This is a genomic window from Intestinimonas sp. RTP31139st1_F5_RTP31139_211217 (genome assembly GCF_040226735.1).
GTDB lineage: Bacteria > Bacillota > Clostridia > Oscillospirales > Oscillospiraceae > Intestinimonas > Intestinimonas butyriciproducens.
This window is the reverse complement of record NZ_JBCOAQ010000001.1, coordinates 298695-319475: the sequence shown is the minus strand read 5'-3', so window position 1 is coordinate 319475 and position 20781 is coordinate 298695. Positions and strand designations below refer to the sequence as shown.

Sequence of the window (20781 nt, the reverse complement as noted above, 5' to 3'; positions counted from 1 at the left end):
TCTTTTTTATTCAGTAATATCATACCACATTGTGCAGCGGGAGTAAACGAATGATAGACATATCCGTGTCAAACGTCAGTAAAGAGTTTGAGGTGGGCAACCGGATCCTGGACGAACTGACCTTTCAGGTGGACACCGGGGAGCGGGTCGGCCTGCTGGGAAAAAACGGAGCGGGCAAGACCACGCTGTTCCGTATCCTCACCGGGGAACTGGAGCCGGACGAGGGGCAGGTGTCCACGGCCTCCGGGAAGCGGGTGGGCCTCATCTCCCAGATACCGGTATATCCTGTGGGATATACGGTGGATCGGGTGCTCCGCACCGCCTTTGACCGGCTGAAGGAGCTGGAGCGGGAGATGACCTTCCTTGCAGGGCGTATGGAGCAGGGGGAGGATGAGACCGCGCTCCTCAAGCGGTATGACGCCCTTGCGGCCGCCTTCGAGTCCGGTGGCGGATACGACACCGAGACCGCCCTCAATAAGGTCTGCAACGGCCTGGATATTCCGGGAGAAATGCGGGAGCGGCAGTTTTCCGACCTCTCCGGCGGGGAAAAGACCCGTGTGAACCTGGGCCGTCTTATTCTGGAGGACACCGACGTGCTCCTGTTGGACGAGCCCACCAACCATCTGGATCTCCGGGCCACGGAATGGCTGGAGGAGTATCTGGCCCGGTTCAAAGGCACCGTTCTCACCATCTCTCACGACCGGTACTTCCTGGACAAGGTGGTCAATCGGGTCATTGAGCTGGAAAACGGCAAGGCGGAGTTTTATGCCGGAAATTACAGCTTTTACGTAGAGGAAAAGGAGCGCCGTTACGAGGAAAAGCTGAAGCAGTATGAAAAGGAGCAGGCCAAGATCGAGCAGCTCCAGGCTGCGGCGGACAAGCTCCACCTGTGGGCCTTCATGGGCAACGATAAGCTTCACAAGCGGGCCTTTTCCATGGAAAAGCGCATTGAGCGCCTGCGCAAGACGGACAAGCCCAAAAAGGACCGGAAACTGGAGATCAGATTCGGCGAACGGGAGTTCCGTGGAGACGAGGTCATGGTAATCAAGGACCTGAAAAAGTCCTTTGGAGCACGCACTCTTTTCGATCACGTAGACCTGGAGGTGGAAGGCGGCGAGCGCATTGCCCTGCTGGGGGACAACGGCACGGGCAAGTCCACCCTCATCAAACTGATCTTGGGGGAAGAGGAGCCGGACAGCGGCAAGATCCGCCTGGGGCCCACTGTGCGCCTCGGCTATCTGCCCCAGATCATTCACTTCTCCTACCCGGAGCGGAATCTGGTGGACACCATGCTCTATGACCAGAACTGCTCGACCCAGGAAGCGCGGGACCGGCTGGCGGCCTTCAATTTCCGGGGGGAGGATGTGTTCAAAAGCGTCTCCACGCTCTCCGGAGGGGAGCAGTCCCGGCTTCGGCTGTGTATGCTGATGGACGCCAAGATCAACCTACTCATCCTGGACGAGCCCACCAATCATTTGGATTTGTCCTCCCGGGAATGGATCGAGGAAGCGGTGGCGGATTACACGGGAAATCTGCTCTTTGTCTCTCATGACCGGTATTTTATCCGTCAGTTCGCAACCCGGATCTGGATGCTGGAGGATGGGCGAATCACCGACTTTGACGGTACCTTTGAGGAGTACCGGGCCTGGAAGGAGAAAAAGCTGGCCGTTTCTCCGTCCAAGAAGGAGGAGGCGGAGCCGAAAAAAGAAAGGCCCCGGCGCACCGGCGGCACAAAGCTGCTGGAAAAAGAGGTGGCCACCGCCGAGCGAGAGGTCGCCCGAGCGGAGGAGCGGATGTACGATCTTACGAGGGAGATCGAGGATGCCGCCAGTGACTATCTGAAGCTTACCGAGCTCTATGAGCAGCGGGAAGCGCTGGAAGAGGAGATCGCCCATCTCTACGCCACTTGGGAACGGCTGAGCGCCGAGCTGGAGGAGGTAAAGGCGGAGTGAGAGGAAAGCCGTACCGCCCCTATCAGGGCAGGCGCTGGGGGGAGATGCTGCTCTGGGTGGGCGTCCTGGTGCTGGCGGCCTCCGCCGTAACGTTCCTGGCGGCCCCCTTCAGCATTCGGAAGTTTGCCGCCTTCCCGGCCCTGGGCGGGCTCTTTCTGATCCTCTTCGCGCTGACGGCACGCTGCCCCGCCGGGAGGGGCCGGACGCTGCGGCGGGCGCTGACCATTCTGTTGTGTCTCGGTGTGGCCGTCTTCGGGGTGCTGGAAGGGGTGATCCTGGCCGGCGCGCGCACGGAGATAAAGGGAGAGCCGCGCATGATGGTCATTTTGGGCTGTCAGGTGCAGTCCTGGGGCCCCTCTGTTCTGCTCCGGGACCGCCTGGATACCGCACTGGCATATCTGGAGGAGCACCCGGAACTGCCCGTAGTCGTGACCGGCGGACAGGGACCCGACGAGCCCACCACCGAGGCCGCCGCCATGCGGGACTATCTGGTGGAGCACGGGGTGGAGGAGAGCCGTATCCTGCTGGAGGAGGCATCTCATAACACCTGGCAGAACATCAATAATACCTTTGCCCTCCTGAAGGAGAAGGGCTATGGAGAGCGGATGGGACAGGTCCTGGTGGTGACAAACGGGTTCCATCTGGCCCGGGTCCGTATTCTGTGGGCCCGGGTCTGGGAGGGGACCTACACCCTCTCTACGCTGGCCGCGCCGGAAAGCCATATGGGCGCGCGGGTACAGAGCTATCTGAGGGAAGCTCCCGCGCTGGTGAAATCCTGGCTCCTGGACCGCAATTAAAATTGATTTGAGGATATCGTATGCTGGAAGAGAAACTCAGAGCGTTGGAAAATCAATATGCCGAACTGGAGGCCCGCCTGGCGGCGCCCGAGACCTACGCCGACCCGGCACGGGTGGCACAGCTCAACCGGGAGCAGCGGGAGCTGGAGCCGGTGGTAACGGCCTACCGGGCCTATGAAAGGCGCAAGCGGGACCTTGCCGACGCGGAAGCCCTCCTCTCCGATCCGGATATGAAGGAGCTGGCCCAGGAGGAGTACACCGAGGCCAAGGCTGACGTGGCCCGTCTGGAGGAGGAGATCCGGGTCCTGCTGCTGCCCAGGGATCCCAACGACGGGAAAAACGTCATCGTAGAGATTCGGGCTGGCGTGGGCGGCGAGGAGGCGGCGCTGTTTGCAAATTCCCTCTACCGTATGTATGCCATGTACGCCGAGGCCCGGCGCTGGAATGTGGAGGTCACCAGTCTCAGTGACACCGAGCTGGGCGGGATCAAGGAGATCTGCTTTACCATTGACGGAGAAGAGGCTTACAGCCGCCTGAAATTTGAGAGCGGTGTCCACCGGGTACAGCGGGTGCCGGAGACCGAGTCCGGTGGACGCATCCACACCTCCACCGTTACGGTGGCGGTGCTGCCCGAGGTGGACGAGGTGGACTTTGCCCTCAACCCCGCCGATATCGAGATGCAGGTCTTCCGGGCGTCCGGCGCGGGGGGGCAGCATGTGAACAAAACCTCCTCCGCCGTGCGGCTCATCCACAGACCCACCGGCACGGTGGTGGAGTGCCAGCAGGAGCGCAGCCAGTTCCAAAACAGGGACAAAGCCATGCAGCTGCTTCGATCCCGGCTCTACGAGGAGAAGGTGCGGGAACAGGAGGAGGCCCTTACGGCGGAGCGCCGCAGCCAGGTGGGCACAGGGATGCGCAACGAGCGCATCCGCACCTACAATTTCCCCCAGGGACGGGTCACCGATCACCGCATTGGCCTCACGCTGTACAAGATAGATGCGATCATGAACGGAGATCTGGACGAGGTCATCGACGCGCTGGTCACCGCCGACCAGGCGGAACGGATGAAGCGGGGCGAGGGCGGGGAATAAAGGCCGCCGCGCCATCAAACGAAAAAGGAGAAATCACCGTGGAATTGTGCATCCATTTCAATACCCTGCCGGAGGGGATGAGCCTGGACGATGTGAAATCCGATCTGGCTGTCCTCCTGGAGGAGGACGGCTGGCTCACGGGCTCTGCCCAGAGTCCGGCAGGGGGGTACATCGAGCTGGAACTGGAGGACGAAAAGGCCAACCCCAAGTACGGCATCCTCACCGTTAAGGGCTACCTGCAAAAAGCCAAATTTGCCCCGGAGACCACCATTGAACTGGCGGGCGTACCGGTGGGCATCTACGAATAAGCGGCGCTTCCTGGCGCTGGAATCAGGTGAAGCGATTTGAACACAAAACGTTTTGGTCCGGATGACGTTGTTCCGGCGGCGGAGATCATCCGGGGGGGCGGTCTGCTGGGTATCCCCACGGAGACCGTCTATGGCCTGGGGGCCAACGGACTGGACCCAGAGGCAGTGGCCAATATTTTCGCGGCCAAGGGCCGGCCCCAGGACAACCCTCTCATTCTCCATATACCTTCGGCTGCGTGGCTGGAGCGGTACTGCCGGAATATCTCGGATGCGGCCTATGCCCTCGCAGACCGCTTCTGGCCCGGGCCGCTCACTATGATTCTGGAGCGCGGAGACATGGTGCCCGATGTGGTGACTGCGGGCCTGGACACGGTGGGGATGCGCTGTCCGGCCCATCCGGTATGCAGAGCCATTCTCACCGCGGCGGATCTGCCGGTAGCGGCCCCGTCCGGGAATACCTCCGGGCGGCCCAGCCCCACCACCGCTCAGCACATGCTGGAGGATATGGATGGGAAGATAGACGGCATTGTGGACGGCGGCCCCTGCACTGTGGGGGTGGAGTCCACCATTATCGATCTCACTGTGATGCCCCCGCGCCTTCTGCGCCCCGGCGGGGTGACATTGGAGGAGCTCCGGGAGACCTTGGGCGAGGTAGCGGTGGACCCGGCGGTACGCCGCCTGATGGGGGAGGGAGAGCACCCCCGGGCCCCGGGTATGAAGTATCGGCATTACGCCCCCAAGGCCCCGGTGACCGTGGTCAGAGGAGATCCGGCGCGGGGGGCGGATTATATCCGGACCCATCTGGAAGAGGGGGACGGTGTGGCCTGCTTTGACGAGTTTGCCGGGCAGTATCCCGGCCATGTGGTGGAGCGGCTGGGGCCCGCCGGGGACAAGGCGGCCCAGGCGCGCCATGTTTTTGATGCCCTCCGCGCCTTCGATGATACCGACGTGAGCGCCATTTGGGCCCAGTGCCCCGATGATGCCGGTATCGGCCTGGCGGTGGCAAACCGCCTGAGTAAGGCAGCGGGGTTCCATATTATCAATGTGGACGAAATGGGGAGATAGCGAGGGTGCAAAAGACAAAGAATTGCCGGATCCGCCGTAGACGCGGAGGATGCAGTAGTGTTATGATAAAAGGGAATCCTGCAGCAAAGGAGGAGCGACGGTGAAAACCATCGGCATCACCGGCCCTACGGGGGCGGGAAAGACCACCGCGCTGTATGTGCTCACCGACTTGGGAGCCCATATTGTGGATGCAGATGCGGTCTACCATGGGCTTCTGGCAAACAGCATCTCCCTGCGGGAGGCGCTGACCGCGCGCTTTGGCGAGCATATTTGCGGCGAAGGGGGCACAATAGACCGTAAGAGGCTGGGGAATCTGGTCTTCGACGATCCGGAGGCGCTTGCGGATCTCAACACGATCACCCACCGCTTTGTGGGCGAGGAGATCGACCGCCAGCTCCGCGAGGCGGAGGCCGGTGGGCGGCCCGCCGCTGCCATTGACGCCATCGCGCTCATTGAGAGCGGCTTGGGCCGGCGGTGCGACGCGGTAGTAGGGGTGCTGGCGCCGGCGGAGCTGCGGGTCCGGCGCATCATGGACCGGGAGGGCATCCCGGAGGACTATGCCCGCAAACGGGTAAGCGCGCAGAAGGGGGAGGATTTTTTTCGCTCTCACTGCGACTATATCCTGGAAAATGACGAGGGCGACACGCCGGAGACCTTCAGGCTGCGTGCCCGCGCCCTTTTTGCCGGTTTATTGAATGCAAAATAGGAGGGAATCCCATGGAAGAAAAGCAGAAGACTACGGGAGAGAAGCGCCGTGAGGCGCTCCTCTATCAACAGAAGAATGGCTATGACTGCCTGAGCCCGGCCGACGAGTCCGCCATGAGGGCCTATTCAGAGGACTACAAGAAGTTCCTGGACAGCAGCATGACGGAGCGGGAGGCGGTGGATACCGCCATTTCCTTGGCCGAGGCCCGGGGATTCAAGCCTCTGGTCCGCGGCATGGAGCTCAGACCCGGAGATAAGGTCTACCGCTCCAACCGGGGCAAGGCCGTTATGCTGGCTGTGGTGGGCAGCCAGCCTCTGGACCAGGGCGCCAAGATCGGCGCTGCCCACATCGACTCTCCCCGGTTGGACCTGAAGCCCAGCCCCCTCTATGAGGATGCGGAGTTGGCCTTCCTCAAGACGCATTACTATGGCGGCATCCGCAAGTACCAGTGGGTCACCATACCTCTGGAGCTCCACGGTGTTGTGGCCCTCAAAGACGGTTCCGTCGTTAAGGTGGCCATCGGCTCCGCCGCCGGGGACCCGCTCTTTACCATTGACGATCTGCTGCCCCACCTGGGCGCGGAGCAGAGCAAGAAACCCCTGGGTGAGGCCATTCCCGGCGAGAATCTGAACATTCTGGTGGGCAGCCGCCCCTTCCAGGATGACGAGGGAGATCAGCGGGTAAAGTTGGCGATCATGGACATCCTTAATCAGAAATACGGCATTGTGGAAGAGGACTTCATTTCCGCCGAGCTGTCCGTCGTGCCCGCCTTCCACGCCTCGGACATCGGCTTTGACCGCTCTCTCATCGGCGCTTATGGCCATGATGACCGGGTGTGCGCCTATGCCGCTCTGGCTGCGCTGCTGGATCTGGAGGAGACGCCGGCCAGGACCGCCGTATGCATGCTGGCAGACAAGGAAGAGATCGGATCAGAGGGCGTCACGGGGATGCAGTCTGCGGCCTTCGACACCTTTATGTCCGACCTGTGCGATGCGCAAAAGGTGTCCCTGAAAGCCTGTTATGAGAAGTCCTTCTGCCTCTCTACCGACGTGACCGCAGCCTATGACCCCAACTTCCCGGAGGTCTATGAGAAGCGCAACAGCGCCCGGATCAATTACGGCATCGGTTTTTGCAAATATACCGGGGCCAGGGGCAAATCCGGCTCTTCTGACGCCTCCGCCGAAGTGGTGGCCATGGTCCGGCGGATCATGGATGATGCCGGTGTGATCTGGCAGATGGCCGAGCTGGGCAAGGTGGATGCCGGCGGCGGCGGTACGGTGGCCTGTTATATGGCCAATCGGGACATTGACACTCTGGATGCCGGCGTACCGGTGCTGTCCATGCACGCCCCCTTTGAGACCGTGTCCAAGCTGGACTGCTATATGACCTATAAGGGTATCAAGGCGGTCTATCTCTCCAAATAACCGCAGAGCACGGGCCCCGGATGATTCATCCGGGGCCCGTGCTTGATTCTTACCCCCTTGGCCTTGATGGGGAACGCCGCTCGGCCAAGTCCGCCGGGCGTTCGGGGAATGCCTGGATCTTTCATAGCCCATTCCTCCGATCGATCTGGACATACTGTTGGGAAGTTGCGGATCCGGAGTTGGAGACGGTGGACCCTGCAAATTCACCGATTCGGGCTCCAATTCTGTCGCCCGCTCAGAGGGACGATGTGACAGCGGCCTTCATTGCAGAAGTATAGTCCCGGATATAGGGGACAGCCGCACGGCCATACTGTGCCACCAGTTTGACAATGGCGCTACCGACAATGGCTCCATCGGAGAGCAAGGCCATTTTTTGTGCCTGCTCCGGAGTGGAAATACCAAAGCCCACAGCGCATGGAATGTCTGGGTTGGCCGCTTTTACCAGGCGTACCATGGCGCCGATATCCGTGGTGATCTGGCTGCGCACCCCGGTCACACCCAGGGAGGACACGCAGTATACGAAGCCCTCCGCCGCTTTGGCGATCTCGGCGACACGTCCCTCCGAGGTTGGGGCGATGAGGGAAATGAGTTCCAGACCGTGCCTGCGGCAGGCAGGGCCAAACTCGTCCTTCTCTTCAAAGGGAACATCCGGCAGGATCAGGCCGGCAATACCTGCCTGGGCCGCCGCGGAGAGGAACCGTTCTGTCCCGTAGGAAAAGACGACGTTGGCGTAGGTCATGAAGACCAGCGGGACGGAGATCTCGCTTCGCAGCTTCCGGGCCATTTCCAATATCTTGTCGGTTGTAACGCCGCCGGAGAGCGCCCGGATATTGGCCTGCTGGATGACCGGCCCCTCTGCAGTAGGGTCGGAGAAGGGAATACCGAGTTCGATGAGGTCGGCGCCCGCTTCTGCCATGACGCGCACCAGGGCTTCCGTGGTCTCCAGGTCCGGGTCGCCGCAGGTGAGGAAGGGGATAAATGCCTTTCCGTCTGCAAAGGCAGCCTTGATTTTGCTCATTCGGAAATCTCCTCCCCTCTGTACCGAGCGATGGACGCACAGTCCTTGTCTCCGCGTCCGGAAATATTGATGACGATGATTTGATCTCCGCCCATAGAAGGAGCCAGCTTCCTGGCATAGGCCACCGCATGGGCGGACTCAATGGCGGGTATGATGCCCTCCAGGCGTGAGAGGTATTCAAAAGCATCCACGGCCTCGTTATCGGTGATGGGCACGTATTCCGCACGGCCGGTGTCGTGGAGCCAGGCGTGCTCCGGCCCGACGCCGGGATAATCCAGGCCAGCGGAGATAGAGTAGACCGGCGCGATCTGTCCATAGGCATCCTGGCAGAAGTAGGATTTCATACCGTGGAAGATGCCCAGCCGCCCCGTGGCGATGGTGGCGGCGGTATCCGGCGTATCCACGCCCCGCCCGGCGGCCTCGCAGCCAATGAGCCGGACCGAGGCGTCGCCGATAAAGTGGTAGAAGGCCCCGATGGCGTTGGAACCTCCGCCCACACAGGCGATGACGGCATCGGGGAGCTTCCCCTCCTTTTCCAGAAGCTGCTGCTTGATTTCCCTGGAGATGACAGACTGAAAATCACGCACTATGGTGGGAAAGGGGTGGGGCCCCATCACGGAGCCCAGGCAGTAGTGGGTATCGCTGATGCGTCCGGTCCACTCCCGCATGGCCTCGGAGACCGCATCCTTCAGGGTGGCGGTTCCGGTGGAGACAGGGACCACCTCTGCGCCCAACAGCCGCATCTTATAGACATTGAGCGCCTGGCGTTTTGTGTCCTCCTCGCCCATAAATACCACACATTCCATCCCCAGAAGCGCGGCGGCGGTGGCGGTGGCCACACCGTGCTGCCCCGCGCCCGTCTCGGCGATCAGCCGGGTCTTCCCCATTCTCTGGGCCAGAAGCGCCTGTCCCAGCACATTGTTGATCTTGTGGGCTCCGGTGTGGTTCAGGTCCTCGCGCTTGAGATAGATTTTGGCGCCCCCCAGGTCCGCCGTCATGTGTTTGGCAAAGTACAGACGGGAGGGCCGCCCGGCGTATTCGCAGAACAGTTCGGAGAGGTCCCGGTTAAAATCCGGGTCCTCCCTGTAGCGACGGTAGGCCTCCTCCAGCTCAATGACGGCATTCATCAGCGTTTCGGGCAGATACTGCCCGCCGTGGATGCCGAAGCGTCCTCTTGACATCATGTTTCGTTCCTCCTTGCAGCGCTGACCGCCGCCAGTATCTTGCCCCGGTCCTTCTGACCACCGGTCTCCACGCCGCTGGAGATATCCACCCCGTAAGGGTGAAGGGCGGCGACGGCCTCCGGGATATTGTCCGGTGCCAGGCCACCCGCCAGCAGAAAGGGGCGATTTACCCCGCCGGCCAGCGACCAGTCGAAGGTCCGGCCGGTGCCATAGCCGTTGTCCAACAGCACCAGATCCGCAGAAGAGGCATTGGCGGCGTCCAAATCATCCAGGGAACGTATTTTGAAGGCTTTCCAGACCGCGTGGCCGGGAGAACTGGCCCGCAGGGCGGCGATGTAAGCGGCGTCTTCGTGCCCATGAAGCTGGGCAATGGAGATCGTTCCCTCGTTCAATAGGGCGCACACCTGCTCCACAGGCTGGTCCACGAAGACTCCAACCGGAATGATCCCCGGTGCGAGGCATGCCCGCAGGGACCGGACCTCATGGGGCGACACATTTCGATGGCTTTTGGGAAAGTCGATGATAAAACCGCACCAGTCCGGACGCGCATCATTGACGAATTGGATGTCGCAGGGGCGGTACAGGCCGCAGATTTTGATTTTTGTCATTTCACCGCCTCCTTCATGGCCGCAAGCATGGATTCTTTGTCCGGAGAACGCATCAGCGCCTCGCCAATCAGAACTGCGTCGGCGCCAATGGCCCGCAGTGAGGCGACGTCCTCCGGGCCGGTGACGCCGCTTTCGGCTACATAGACGACCTCCGCCGGGATCAGATCCCGCAGACGGGCGGCATTGGCGAAGTCCACGGTAAAGTCCTTCAAATTGCGATTGTTGACGCCGATGATCTCGGCTCCGGCGGAAACGGCGGAGCCAACCTCCTCCGCGTTGTGGGCTTCCACCAGAGCGGTAAGCCCCAGCATTCCGCATCGCTCCAGGTATCGGGCGATGGTGCGGGTATCCAGCAGCGCGCAGATTAGCAGTACCCCGTCCGCCCCTATCGCTTTGGCCTGATAGAGCTGATATTCCTCTATAGTAAAGTCCTTGCGGAGCATGGGAAGGGAGACGGAACACCGGATCTCCTGGAAGATCTGATCCGAGCCCAGAAACCATCTGGGTTCTGTCAGGCAGGAGATGCAGTCGGCGCCGGCCTTTTCGTAGTCCCGGGCAATCTCCAGATAGGGAAAATCCGGGTCAATGACTCCCTTGGAGGGGGAGGCTTTTTTGACCTCGCAGATAAAGCTCATAGCTGGCTTTCGCAGGGCCTCCAGAAATCTGTGTCCCTGGGCGGGGCCTCTCAACTCACACATATGTGCAAGCGCGGCAAGAGGCAGCTCCGCCTGCTCCGCCGCCACCCGGCGTCTGGTATGGGCGGCAATGGTCTCTAAAATCGTCTCGGACATCCTGTCACCCCCGGGTCAGGCGGATGATCTCTTCCAGCTTCGACTTGGCTGCGCCGGAGTCGATGAGGGTCTCCGCCAGCTTTACCCCCTCCGTCACGGTGTCCGCCTTGCCGCCAATGTACAGGGCAGCGCCTGCGTTGAGGCACACAGCCTGGCGCTTGGCACCACGGTCGGTGCCATCCAAAATGGAGCGGGTGATGGCAGCGTTTTCTGCCGGTGATCCGCCGGTCAGCGCATCCTTTCCGCACCGGGCATAGCCGAACTGCTCGGGGCTCAGCTCATAGGACTGGAACCAACCGTCTTTGATCTCGCACACGGAGGTGGTCGCGCTCATGGAGATCTCGTCCAGCTTATTCTGACCGTACACGACCATACCGCGGGTAACCCCGAGCTTACTCATGACCTGGGCCAGCGGCTCCACAAGGGCCTCGTCATATACGCCCATCAGTTCCCGGTTGGCGCCGGCCGGGTTGGACAGGGGGCCCAGAATATTGAATACCGTACGGATGCCCAGCTCTTTGCGTACTGGGGCCACATACTTCATGGAGATATGGTAGTTCTGTGCGAACAGGAAACAGAAGTTCTGTTCGGCCAGGAGCCGGGCGCTGTGCTCCGGCGCCAGTGTGATGTCGACGCCAAGGGACTCCAGCACATCGGCGGCACCGCATTTGGAAGAAGCGGCGCGATTTCCGTGCTTGGCCACCGGCACGCCTCCGGCGGCGATAACGAAAGCAGAGGTGGTAGAGATGTTGAACGAATTGGCCCCATCACCTCCGGTCCCCACGATCTCGAGCGCGTCCACGTCGTGGAGCAGACGCACACAGTGGGCCCGCATCCCGGCGGCACAGGCAGTGATCTCGTCGATGGTCTCTCCCTTGATGGCCAGAGCGGTCAGAAAGGAGGCCATCTGGATCTGGCTGGCCTGGCCGCTCATGATCTCATCCATGACGGCGGCGGCGGTATCATAGGAAAGGTCCTGCCTGGCGGCAAGCTGTATAATGGCTTCTCTGATCATGGTATTATCCCTCCAAAAAATTTTTTAAAATGACAGTGCCCTGGGGCGTCAGGATCGATTCAGGGTGAAATTGCAGGCCATAAATGGGATAAACTCTGTGCTGGACCGCCATGATCTCCTGGTCCTCCGAACGGGCCGTGACACGCAGACAGTCAGGCAGACGCTCCTCCACGGCGGAGAGAGAATGATATCGGGCGGCTGGAATGACTGCGGGGAGACCGCGGAAAAGAGGACAGTCCGTGGACAGGGTCAACTGGGACTGCTTTCCATGCATGAGATGCCCGGCGTAGGACACTGCACCGCCGAAAGCCTCACAGATGGCCTGATGCCCCAGACAGACACCGAGAAGGGGGATGCTGCCCGCCAACTCCCGCACAGCCGCCTCGCAGACGCCGGCCTCCGCCGGCCGGCCGGGGCCGGGGGAGAGGATCAAATGGCTGGGGGACAAGCGGCGGATCTCTTCCACACTCAACTCATCGTTGCGCACTACCCAAATGTCGGGGTTGAGGCTGCCGACGAGCTGATAGAGATTGTAGGAAAAGCTGTCATAGTTATCGATCAGCAAAATCATAGGTCGGCCTCCTTCTGCGCCAGCTCCAGCGCCTTTACCACGGCCTTGGCTTTATTGATACATTCCAAGTACTCCTTCTCCGGAACGGAATCTGCCACAATACCCGCACCGGACCGGATAAACACTTTCCCGTTTTTTCGGAAGGCCAGGCGGATGGCGATACAGGTATCCATATTGCCGGTGAAGTCAAGATAGCCGATGGCGCCTCCATAGACGCCCCGCTTGTTGTTCTCCAGCTCATTGATGATCTCACAGGCCCGCAGCTTGGGCGCGCCGGAGAGCGTCCCGGCGGGCAGAATGGCGTCCACTGCGTCCACCGCGTCTCTATCCTCGCGAAGCACCCCCCGAACGGTGGAGCCGATGTGCATCACATGAGAAAAACGCTCGACAGACAGGTATCGCTCCACTTCCACGGTGCCGAATCGGCTGATCCTGCCAATGTCGTTTCTGCCCAGATCCACCAGCATGTTGTGCTCCGCCAGCTCCTTCTCATCGGCAAGCAGCTCCGCCTCCAGAGCGAGGTCCTCTTCTGCAGTCCTGCCCCGGGGGCGGGTGCCGGCCAGCGGAAAGGTATGGAGGATGCCGTTCTCCAGCTTCACCAGGGTTTCTGGAGAGGCGCCGGCCAGCTCGATGTCATCGCTTGTAAAGTAAAACATGTAGGGAGAGGGATTTTCCGTGCGCAGGATACGGTAGGTGTCCAGAAGGGACCCTTCAAAACCGGCCTCCAGGCGGTTGGAGAGCACGACCTGGAAGATATCTCCCTCACGGATGTACTGTTTGGCCCGTTCCACCATTGCGCAGTAGGACGCCTGGTCGAATAGGGGACGCAAAGGGGTGGTCAGATGGGCGGGGCGGCTGGGGAGGAGATTGCCGCTGTGAAGCAGGGCGTCGATGCGGTCCAGTTCCGCACAGGCGGCGGGGTAGGAGCGATCCAGGTCTCCGACATCCGCATTGACGATCAGCACCAGCTTTTGCCGGAAGTTATCGAAGGCGATGATTTTTTCAAAGAGCATCAGATCCATGTCGTGAAAGCCCTCTTGATCCTCGGCGTTCAAATGCAGGGAGGGCTCGGCGTATTTGATGTAATCATAGGAGAAATACCCCACCAGTCCGCCGGTGAACGGGGGCAGCCCCGGGAGTCTTGGACTTTTATGTTCCGCCAAAAGCCTGCGCAGCGTGCCGCCCGGGTGTGAAGCGGGGGCCTCTGCAGTTTGTGTCCCCCGCTTCAGCCGAAGAATCCCGTCGGCACAGGTGACCTCCAGCGTGGGGTCAAAGCCCAGAAAGGTATATCGGCCCCACTGCGCGCTGTCCGCCGCGGATTCCAGCAAAAAGCAGTGGCTGCTCTCGGTACGCAGGATCCGCATGGCCTGAATAGGGGTGGTAAAGTCGGAGAGAATTTCCCGGGTAATGGGAATGCTTCGAAAATCCCCCGTCCCGGCAATCTGCCTGGCTTCCTCCAAGGTTGGGTAATACATGATGCCTGACCTCCTTCATCGGGACGGCCGAAAAACAAAACGCCCGTCCCTGACATAAAACTGTCAAGGACGAGCGTTATCACACTCGCGGTGCCACCTTGATTCACGGCTGTACGCCGTGCGCTTTGCGGGATACCAACATATCCCCGGCAACTGATGTATGCCCACACATCGCGAAATACTGAGCCCTTCGGCTGTTCCTCGCGCCCTCCGTGATCCATTTGCCTGCCTGCGTTCTATCCGGCTCTCAGCCGCCCGGACTCTCTGTAAGGGCACAACAGACGTTATCTTCACATCATCGGTTTAGCTTATTAAATTTGCAATCATCATACAACTGATCCTGCCGCCTGTCAAGAAAAAATTTGCTGGCCGCGGGGTATTCACGGCCTATTTTTTAAAACAGGGAAGCGCAGGCGTCCAGAAAATTTCTGGCGGCCTCTTCCTGATGTACTATATATGATTTTTTGCAAGAATACCAGCCCCCCAGAGCCATCAGAAGGAATGGAACAAGGATGTGCTGATAACGTGCAATTTTTTCCTTAACACACGGGTAATTTGCCAGCGCAAATCCAAGATAGCACCACAGAGCGAGCATTGCAGTAAATACAAGGAATGCAACGGCAAAATCCGCTTGGAATTTTGCGACTGCGCATAAAGTATCATTAGCACGAAAATATCGTCAATATTGGTGCTTACAAAAGACAGGAGCGACGTAAAAAAGTTACTGCCGCTGATCTATAATTCCTTTCTTATCCTGCTTTCCGGGTGTCGGAACAAAAAATAAGCCTATGCACACCGAAAAAGTGTGTATAGGCTTACAGTCCAGTTCTAATCACGAAGGGTGATTGACTTTGATATCTGCCGGATATAAACTACCCCCGCCCTATACGGATAACAATTTTACAAATCACAATAGCACACACACCGGGTTTTTGCAACAAAGAATAACAGATCTGTGGCGTATACTATTTCAAGATCGCAAAACGGAGGGGACGGTTAAAAGCGATATTTCCGTGTAAAAAGGTAAAACCGCCGCGAAGCGGCGGCCCCAAACCGAAGCCCAGCAACAGCGGGTTCGGTTTGAAACGGAGGAGCAAGGGAGCGGGCGGATGACGTTTTTGCCATAGACAAAAAACGTCGGAGCAAAGCGGACTTTGCTCCGACGTGGAGCAGGTGAAGGGAATCGAACCCTCGTGTTCAGCTTGGGAAGCTGACGTTCTGCCATTGAACTACACCTGCACTTTGAATCAGCGTGCTTAGTATAGCACACTTGGACGGGGATTGCAAGATGGATTTTTCAAATTATTTAAAGTGAATCGGCATAGTTCACAATTTAGATGCAGATAATTTGTATATTATATACATATGCTCTCTTGATTTTAGAAGAAAGAGCTGTTATAATGAAGCTACAATAAAAAAGGAGGTGTTGTGAAGCATGATGTTGCAGAACATTCGAGTGCAGGCTCTGGACGTCGATGATTTGATTTTCGGTGACAGCGGAGAACAGACCGTCAGCGATCGATGATTGGCCGGACAAGGAAGCAACCACACCGTTAGGTGTGGCTTTTTTGTTACCGGGCTCATGATAGATAGATAACAGCCTGCGTGTCGCAAGGCACGGAAAGCAGCGGATGGGCCGTGAGGTCGCCCGCTGCTTTTTTTCATAAATTTTTAAGGAATTCCTATAGTGCTGCAAAGAAACCTGTGATAACCTAAGAAGGAAAGACAGATAAGAGGAGCTCGGTACATATGAAAAAGCATAGGTGGAATATTACGCTTGCGCTTACAGTATTACTGCTGGGGGGCGGCTTACTCTTCCTGTGGCAGACCGGCTTTTTTGCTGCGGCGACCTCTCTGGAAGGAATCCGGGCATATATAGAAGAGTTTTCTCCTTATTCACAGGCGGTTTTCTTTTCCGTGCAACTGGCCTCCGTCATTTTAGCGCCGATCCCCAGCAACATTACAGCGGCGGCAGGAGCGCTGCTATTTGGCATGTGGCCGGCTTTTTTGCTCACTTGGGCGGCTGTGGCCCTGGGGTCGCTCGTTGTGTTTTGTTTGGCAAGGGCTCTGGGACAAAAATTTGTGGAGCGATTTGTGAGCGAAAAGGTGTCGGAGCGTTATTTGGGCCTTATGAAAAGGAAAAGGGACGTTTTTTTATGTCTGGTGTTTTTGTTCCCTTTCTTCCCGGATGATATCATTTGTATCCTAGCTGGACTCACTGACATCAAGCGCACACGCTTTGCAATGATTGTGGTTTTATTTCGTCCCTGGGGACTTCTGGTGGCCTGTGGTGTTGGGGGATCGGTGATATCCATTCCTCTGTGGGGCATGGTATTGATAGGCATTGCCGGGGCGATCCTGTTTCTGGTGGGGCTCAAATACGGGGACAGGGTGGAGGCGTGCCTGCTTGAGCGAATGAAGAAGCGCTGAAGCAGGCGATATGAGTACTCGGACCCATGAAAAAGACACGGGTGGATTCCGGTACATCTCAGTCAAGCCTGCAAAAATCGCACAAATGGAGCAAAAAGACCTTTTGTTTGCCCAGCGTCCCTCAGAGCAGACGGTGTCTTTGCGCCGTGAATTCGAGCGGAGCGGGAATTACGCAGAGCGAATTCACTTTGGTCCACGTATTTTTAATACCAGAGAGTGGGATGTCCAACGGAAGTGGGACCCAAAAAGGAAGGCATCTGCTGTTGCAGATGCCTTCCTTTTTGGTGGACCTGAAGGGATTCGAACCCTCGACCTCTCGGATGCGAACCGAACGCGCTCCCAACTGCGCTACAGGCCCATATCAAAATTATAATCCTATATGACACACCCGATCGGAGCCGAATGCTTACTTATTATAGCATACTCCGCGATTTTGTAAAGACCTTTTTTTCGCAAAAATAAAATCCGGGATTGATAAATTGAAAGGAGTGTAGTACAATATCCTATACCGGTTTTGCTGGACCCTTGTCCGGTCCGGTGCGAAATAAGGCCGCACTAGTTGGGGAGATAGCGGTGCCCTGTACCTGCAACCCGCTACAGCAGGGATGAATCCCGGCCCCCGGAGCTGCGCTGTGTCGTCTGCCCCCGGTAAGTGGCGATGATAGATCGGTCCCGCGCAACGGGAACCCGTGAACCATGTCAGGCGGGGAACCGAGCAGCATTAAGCGGAACCTCCCGTGTGCCGCGGGGCTGCCGTTCTTGAGTTGGCTGCCAGGGTCACGGACATAGCGCAGTGTTCAAAGGCCGGTGTGCGGCCTTGTTTTGCGCCGGAATAAAAGGGAAGGGGTACGGTACGCCGCGCCCCTCTTTTTTCATTTGAGGTGATTGGATTGTACCAGGCGCTCTATCGAAAATGGCGGCCCCGCACATTTGATGATGTGGTAGGCCAGACCCATATCACCGATACACTCAAGCGGCAGGTGGCGACGGGCCGGCTTTCTCATGCTTATCTCTTTACTGGTACGCGGGGGACGGGCAAAACGACATGCGCCAAGATCTTGGCCCGAGCCGTCAATTGTGAGCATCCGGTGGACGGGAATCCCTGTAATACATGCGATTCCTGCCGCGGCATTGAAAACGGCTCCATTCTGGATGTGCTGGAGCTGGATGCAGCTTCCAACAACGGAGTGGACCAGGTACGCGCCCTGCGTGATGAAGCGGTATATACCCCGGCGGCAGTGCGCAAGCGGGTGTACATCGTGGACGAGGTGCACATGCTTTCGACCGCTGCCTTCAATGCGCTGCTGAAGATATTGGAGGAGCCCCCTGCGCATTTGATGTTTATTCTGGCCACCACGGAGCTCCATAAGGTGCCGGCGACCATCAAATCAAGATGCCAGCAGTTCTCTTTTCAGCGAATCTTGCCGGGCGATATAGCCCAGCGCCTCTTATATGTGGCGGAACGTGAGGGAATTGCGCTCACCTCCGGGGGGGCGGCGCTGTTGTCCAGACTGGCGGACGGCGGCCTGAGGGACGCGCTCTCCCTGCTGGACCAGTGTGCCGGGCCGGCGGGGCCCATCGGAGAGCAGCAGGTACTGGATGCGCTGGGGCTTGCCGGAAATCTGGAGACCGCCCGCCTGATGGGCCGCGTGGCGGACCGGGATGCCGGAGGGGCGCTGGAGGACATCGCACGGCTCTACGGAGGCGGCAAGGATATTTCTGCGATCCTGGGGGAGCTGGCTTCGCTGACAAGAGACCTGCTGATCCGAAAGACAGCGCCCAGGTCCGGCGGCACGCTTCTGAACGGCGGGTTCGATGAGACCACGATCCGGGGACTCTCAGAGAAGTTCACGGCACCCCGGCTCGTGTGGATGCTCACTGTTCTGCAAGCCGCTCTGGCAGAGCTGCCGCGCAGCAGCAACCGGCGGACGGATGCAGAACTGTGTCTGATCCGACTGTGTGACGAGCGGCTGGATGACAGCGCAGGCGGGCTGGCCGCGCGGTTGGACCGCGTGGAAGCACAATTGTCCAGTGGTGTCCCACTTCCAAAAGTGAAAAGTGAAAACACTTGTCAGATAATTTCGGGGGAGAAAGCGGAAATCTCCATATCGCAAAGCTGTATGCAAGGAGAAACGCCTGTCGATGATGCCCGCTCCCAGAAGGATCTGCCCCCGTGGGAAGCAGCTGGCATACCGCGTGTGGAGCCGATGGCCGCCGCGTCCGATCCGAAACCTACGGCCGACACGGTGCCGCCCGTATCACCTGTTCCGGGTGGAGATATCTGGCCTGCGCTGGCGGCCGGACTTAAGAATAAAGTGAGCCGCAACGCATGGTCTTTTCTTGGAAATCCCTCGATGGTGCGGGGGGAATATGCAGATGGGGTGCTCACTCTTTGGGCGGACGACGAGTTGGTAAAGGGTGTCGTGAGCCGTCCCACTGTGCTGGAGGCGGTGGGAACTCTCGCACAGAGCAGACTGGGGCATGAGGTACGTGTGTCTGTAAAAGTAGGTCGTCCGGAGTCGGTGGCCGTGCATGATAAGCTGGATGATTTGCTGGCCTTCGGGCGGCGGTTCGACAATATTACCATCAAGGAGTGAGCGGATTATGGCAAAGGGATTCAACAGCCGCGGTATAGGCGGCATGGGCGGTGGTTTCAATATGAATATGATTAAGCAGGCCCAGAAGATGCAGCAGGATATGCAGAAGATGCAGGAGGAGTTGGAGAACAAGGAGTACACCGCGCAGGCGGGCGGAGGCGTGGTCTCGGCCACGGTGTCGGGTAAACATGAGCTCAAGAGCCTTGCTATCGATCCCGAGGCTGTGGACCCCGAGGATGTGGAGATGTTGCAGGATCTCATTGTAGCTGCGGTCAACGAGGCCATGCGGACGGCGTCCTCTGATGCGGCCGCCTCCATGGGACAGCTCACCGGCGGGCTGAATCTGCCGTTCTAAGAAAAAATGAGCATTCTTATCCCTAAAGTGGGTATGCGCACCGTTAAAACAGCGGTGTCGGTCATGATTTCTTATCTGGTCTTCGTGCCGTTCGGTCTCTTGTACCGTGAAGAGCTGGGAGGAGTATGGGGGCAGATGGGCCCACTGTATGCCTGCATTGCCTGTGTGGTGTGTATGCAGAGTTCACTGGGGCAGACGATGCAGCAGGGCATTTCCCGCTTTATCGGCGTAGCTGTGGGCGGCACGCTTGGGGTCCTGGTGCTGGCGCTGGGAGAACCGGTGCGTTATCCGCTGGTCAAGGCGCTGATGCTCGGCGTGGTCTGTGTGGCAGGCGTCTGGCTATGCCTGCTACTCAAGCGGCCGGCCGCCTGTGCCATGGCCTGTATCGTACCCTGCGTGATTCTGGTCAACGGGATGACAGGGGTGGAACGGTATTATTATGCGGCGGCCCGCATCATCGAGACCGTGGTTGGGGTGGCAATTGCCTTCGGCATCAATGCCGCCCTCCCGGACCATCGGGAAGGGTCCTCTGATGAGCCGCGGGAGCCGGCGGAGGACGAAGAGACGAAATAGCAGTCGATACAGGGCTTTCCACATCCGGAGGGCCCTGTATTTTCCTGAGGAGGGTATGGCCTTGGATGTTAAACTGAGGAAAGAGGGGCCGGAGGACACTAGACCGGTAGAGTGTCTGCTACGGGAGGCTTTTTGGAATGTTTATGTGCCGGGCTGTGAGGAGCACTATCTGGCCCATATTTTGCGGAAACACCGGGACTTTGTTCCGGAGCTGGACCTGGTGGCCGAAGCGGAGGGGCGCCTGGTGGGAAACGTTATGTGTACCCATGCCCGTATTGTGAGTGCACGCGAAACGGCATGGGAGACGCTGTGCCTCGGGCCGCTGGGTGTGCTACCGGAATATCAGCGGTACGGTGTGGGTCGCATCTTGGTGGAGCGCGTGACCACGCTGGCGAGCGAGATGGGTTTTGGCTCCATTTTCCTCTATGGGGACCCCTCTTATTATCGTCGGTTGGGTTTTCTGCCCGGTGAACAGTTTGGAATACGAAACGGAGAGGGGCAATGGGCGGCGGCCCTGCAAGGGCGGGAACTGCGCCCGGGCGCATTAGAGAAGGTGGAAGGCCGCTTTTTAGAATCGGAGGCATTCCGGACCGATCCAGAGGCGGCGGCCCGCTTTGACAGAACATTTCCGGAGAGAGAGAAAAAGTGGCTGCCCAGTCAGGATCTGTTTTTAGAGCTTGTAAACATGGTCCGACAATAGAAGCTCCCCTTGCGAATATGGCCTTCGGACCTGGATCAGGGCGTAATGGATCAAAAAACATGCGGATGGAGCTGCCGGAGCAAGTTCCATCCGCATGTGATGCTTTCCCGGAAATCCCGCT

19 protein-coding genes, 2 tRNA genes and 1 other RNA gene are annotated in these 20781 nt (G+C 58.8%); 13 read left to right on the top strand and 9 right to left on the bottom strand.

All coding sequences use genetic code 11. The features are described 5' to 3' along the window. The first annotated feature begins 50 nt into the window (after positions 1-50). The 7 genes from abc-f (at position 51) to ABUA09_RS01745 (ending at position 7343) form a co-directional block, all read left to right on the top strand. Positions 51-1952 (top strand): ribosomal protection-like ABC-F family protein, encoded by a 1902-nt coding sequence (gene abc-f, locus ABUA09_RS01775; RefSeq protein ID WP_195614447.1) that lies wholly within the window; start codon positions 51-53, stop codon positions 1950-1952. After that, positions 1949-2749, top strand: coding sequence for an ElyC/SanA/YdcF family protein (locus ABUA09_RS01770; RefSeq protein WP_227152141.1), 801 nt, complete (start codon positions 1949-1951; stop codon positions 2747-2749). The genes abc-f and ABUA09_RS01770 overlap by 4 nt, the downstream gene beginning before the upstream one ends. Positions 2750-2769: 20 nt before the next feature. Beyond that, positions 2770-3840 (top strand): peptide chain release factor 1, encoded by a 1071-nt coding sequence (gene prfA / locus ABUA09_RS01765; protein ID WP_371744283.1) that lies wholly within the window; start codon positions 2770-2772, stop codon positions 3838-3840. A gap of 38 nt (positions 3841-3878) precedes the next feature. After that, entirely contained in the window at positions 3879-4148 is a 270-nt protein-coding gene (locus ABUA09_RS01760; protein ID WP_033119002.1) for a hypothetical protein, read from the top strand. 36 nt (positions 4149-4184) lie between these two features. Continuing rightward, complete coding sequence (locus ABUA09_RS01755; protein ID WP_208318467.1) at positions 4185-5213, top strand: L-threonylcarbamoyladenylate synthase; 1029 nt, start codon at positions 4185-4187, stop codon at positions 5211-5213. Between the two features lie 100 nt (positions 5214-5313). Beyond that, positions 5314-5919, top strand: coding sequence for a dephospho-CoA kinase (gene coaE / locus ABUA09_RS01750; protein ID WP_279204761.1), 606 nt, complete (start codon positions 5314-5316; stop codon positions 5917-5919). An 11-nt stretch (positions 5920-5930) separates the two neighbouring features. Continuing rightward, positions 5931-7343 (top strand): aminopeptidase, encoded by a 1413-nt coding sequence (locus ABUA09_RS01745; RefSeq protein ID WP_058117783.1) that lies wholly within the window; start codon positions 5931-5933, stop codon positions 7341-7343. 235 nt (positions 7344-7578) lie between these two features. Here ABUA09_RS01745 and trpA read toward each other — a convergent pair whose 3' ends face one another. The 8 genes from trpA to ABUA09_RS01705 form a co-directional block, all read right to left on the bottom strand. Further along, positions 7579-8361 (bottom strand): tryptophan synthase subunit alpha, encoded by a 783-nt coding sequence (gene trpA, locus ABUA09_RS01740; protein ID WP_058117782.1) that lies wholly within the window; start codon positions 8359-8361, stop codon positions 7579-7581. Continuing rightward, on the bottom strand, positions 8358-9542 hold the full coding sequence (gene trpB / locus ABUA09_RS01735; protein WP_279204784.1) for a tryptophan synthase subunit beta: 1185 nt from the start codon (positions 9540-9542) through the stop codon (positions 8358-8360). The genes trpA and trpB overlap by 4 nt, the downstream gene beginning before the upstream one ends. Continuing rightward, entirely contained in the window at positions 9542-10153 is a 612-nt protein-coding gene (locus ABUA09_RS01730) for a phosphoribosylanthranilate isomerase (RefSeq protein ID WP_279204760.1), read from the bottom strand. The genes trpB and ABUA09_RS01730 overlap by 1 nt, the downstream gene beginning before the upstream one ends. Next, positions 10150-10944 (bottom strand): indole-3-glycerol phosphate synthase TrpC, encoded by a 795-nt coding sequence (gene trpC, locus ABUA09_RS01725; RefSeq protein WP_279204758.1) that lies wholly within the window; start codon positions 10942-10944, stop codon positions 10150-10152. The genes ABUA09_RS01730 and trpC overlap by 4 nt, the downstream gene beginning before the upstream one ends. Before the next feature lie 4 nt (positions 10945-10948). Further along, positions 10949-11959 (bottom strand): anthranilate phosphoribosyltransferase, encoded by a 1011-nt coding sequence (trpD, locus tag ABUA09_RS01720; protein WP_279204756.1) that lies wholly within the window; start codon positions 11957-11959, stop codon positions 10949-10951. 4 nt (positions 11960-11963) lie between these two features. Beyond that, the gene (locus tag ABUA09_RS01715) at positions 11964-12530 is read right to left on the bottom strand and encodes an anthranilate synthase component II (protein WP_058117778.1); all 567 of its coding nucleotides are present in this window, start codon (positions 12528-12530) and stop codon (positions 11964-11966) included. Continuing rightward, positions 12527-14005: an anthranilate synthase component I family protein gene (locus ABUA09_RS01710; protein ID WP_279204753.1), complete on the bottom strand. Its 1479-nt coding sequence runs from the start codon at positions 14003-14005 to the stop codon at positions 12527-12529. The genes ABUA09_RS01715 and ABUA09_RS01710 overlap by 4 nt, the downstream gene beginning before the upstream one ends. 1165 nt (positions 14006-15170) lie before the next feature. Further along, a tRNA-Gly gene (locus tag ABUA09_RS01705) sits at positions 15171-15244 on the bottom strand. Between the two features lie 510 nt (positions 15245-15754). Between ABUA09_RS01705 and ABUA09_RS01700 the strand changes: the two genes are divergently transcribed. After that, positions 15755-16435, top strand: coding sequence for a TVP38/TMEM64 family protein (locus tag ABUA09_RS01700; RefSeq protein WP_033119012.1), 681 nt, complete (start codon positions 15755-15757; stop codon positions 16433-16435). Between the two features lie 282 nt (positions 16436-16717). Here the strand turns inward: ABUA09_RS01700 and ABUA09_RS01695 are convergent. Further along, a tRNA-Ala gene (locus ABUA09_RS01695) sits at positions 16718-16793 on the bottom strand. Between the two features lie 192 nt (positions 16794-16985). Here ABUA09_RS01695 and ffs point away from each other — a divergent pair. From ffs to ABUA09_RS01670, 5 genes are all read left to right on the top strand, one after another. Continuing rightward, positions 16986-17250: signal recognition particle sRNA large type (gene ffs / locus ABUA09_RS01690), an RNA gene on the top strand. 75 nt (positions 17251-17325) lie between these two features. Beyond that, complete coding sequence (dnaX, locus tag ABUA09_RS01685) at positions 17326-19032, top strand: DNA polymerase III subunit gamma/tau (protein WP_058117776.1); 1707 nt, start codon at positions 17326-17328, stop codon at positions 19030-19032. Between the two features lie 7 nt (positions 19033-19039). Further along, positions 19040-19387 carry a YbaB/EbfC family nucleoid-associated protein gene (locus ABUA09_RS01680; RefSeq protein ID WP_033119014.1) on the top strand — a complete coding sequence of 116 codons (348 nt, stop codon included), beginning with the start codon at positions 19040-19042 and terminating at the stop codon, positions 19385-19387. Positions 19388-19393: 6 nt separating this feature from the next. Continuing rightward, positions 19394-19960, top strand: coding sequence for an FUSC family protein (locus ABUA09_RS01675; RefSeq protein WP_081959971.1), 567 nt, complete (start codon positions 19394-19396; stop codon positions 19958-19960). A 61-nt stretch (positions 19961-20021) separates the two neighbouring features. Then, positions 20022-20660, top strand: a complete 639-nt coding sequence (locus ABUA09_RS01670; protein WP_058117775.1) for a GNAT family N-acetyltransferase — start codon at positions 20022-20024, stop codon at positions 20658-20660. Positions 20661-20781 lie beyond the last annotated feature (121 nt).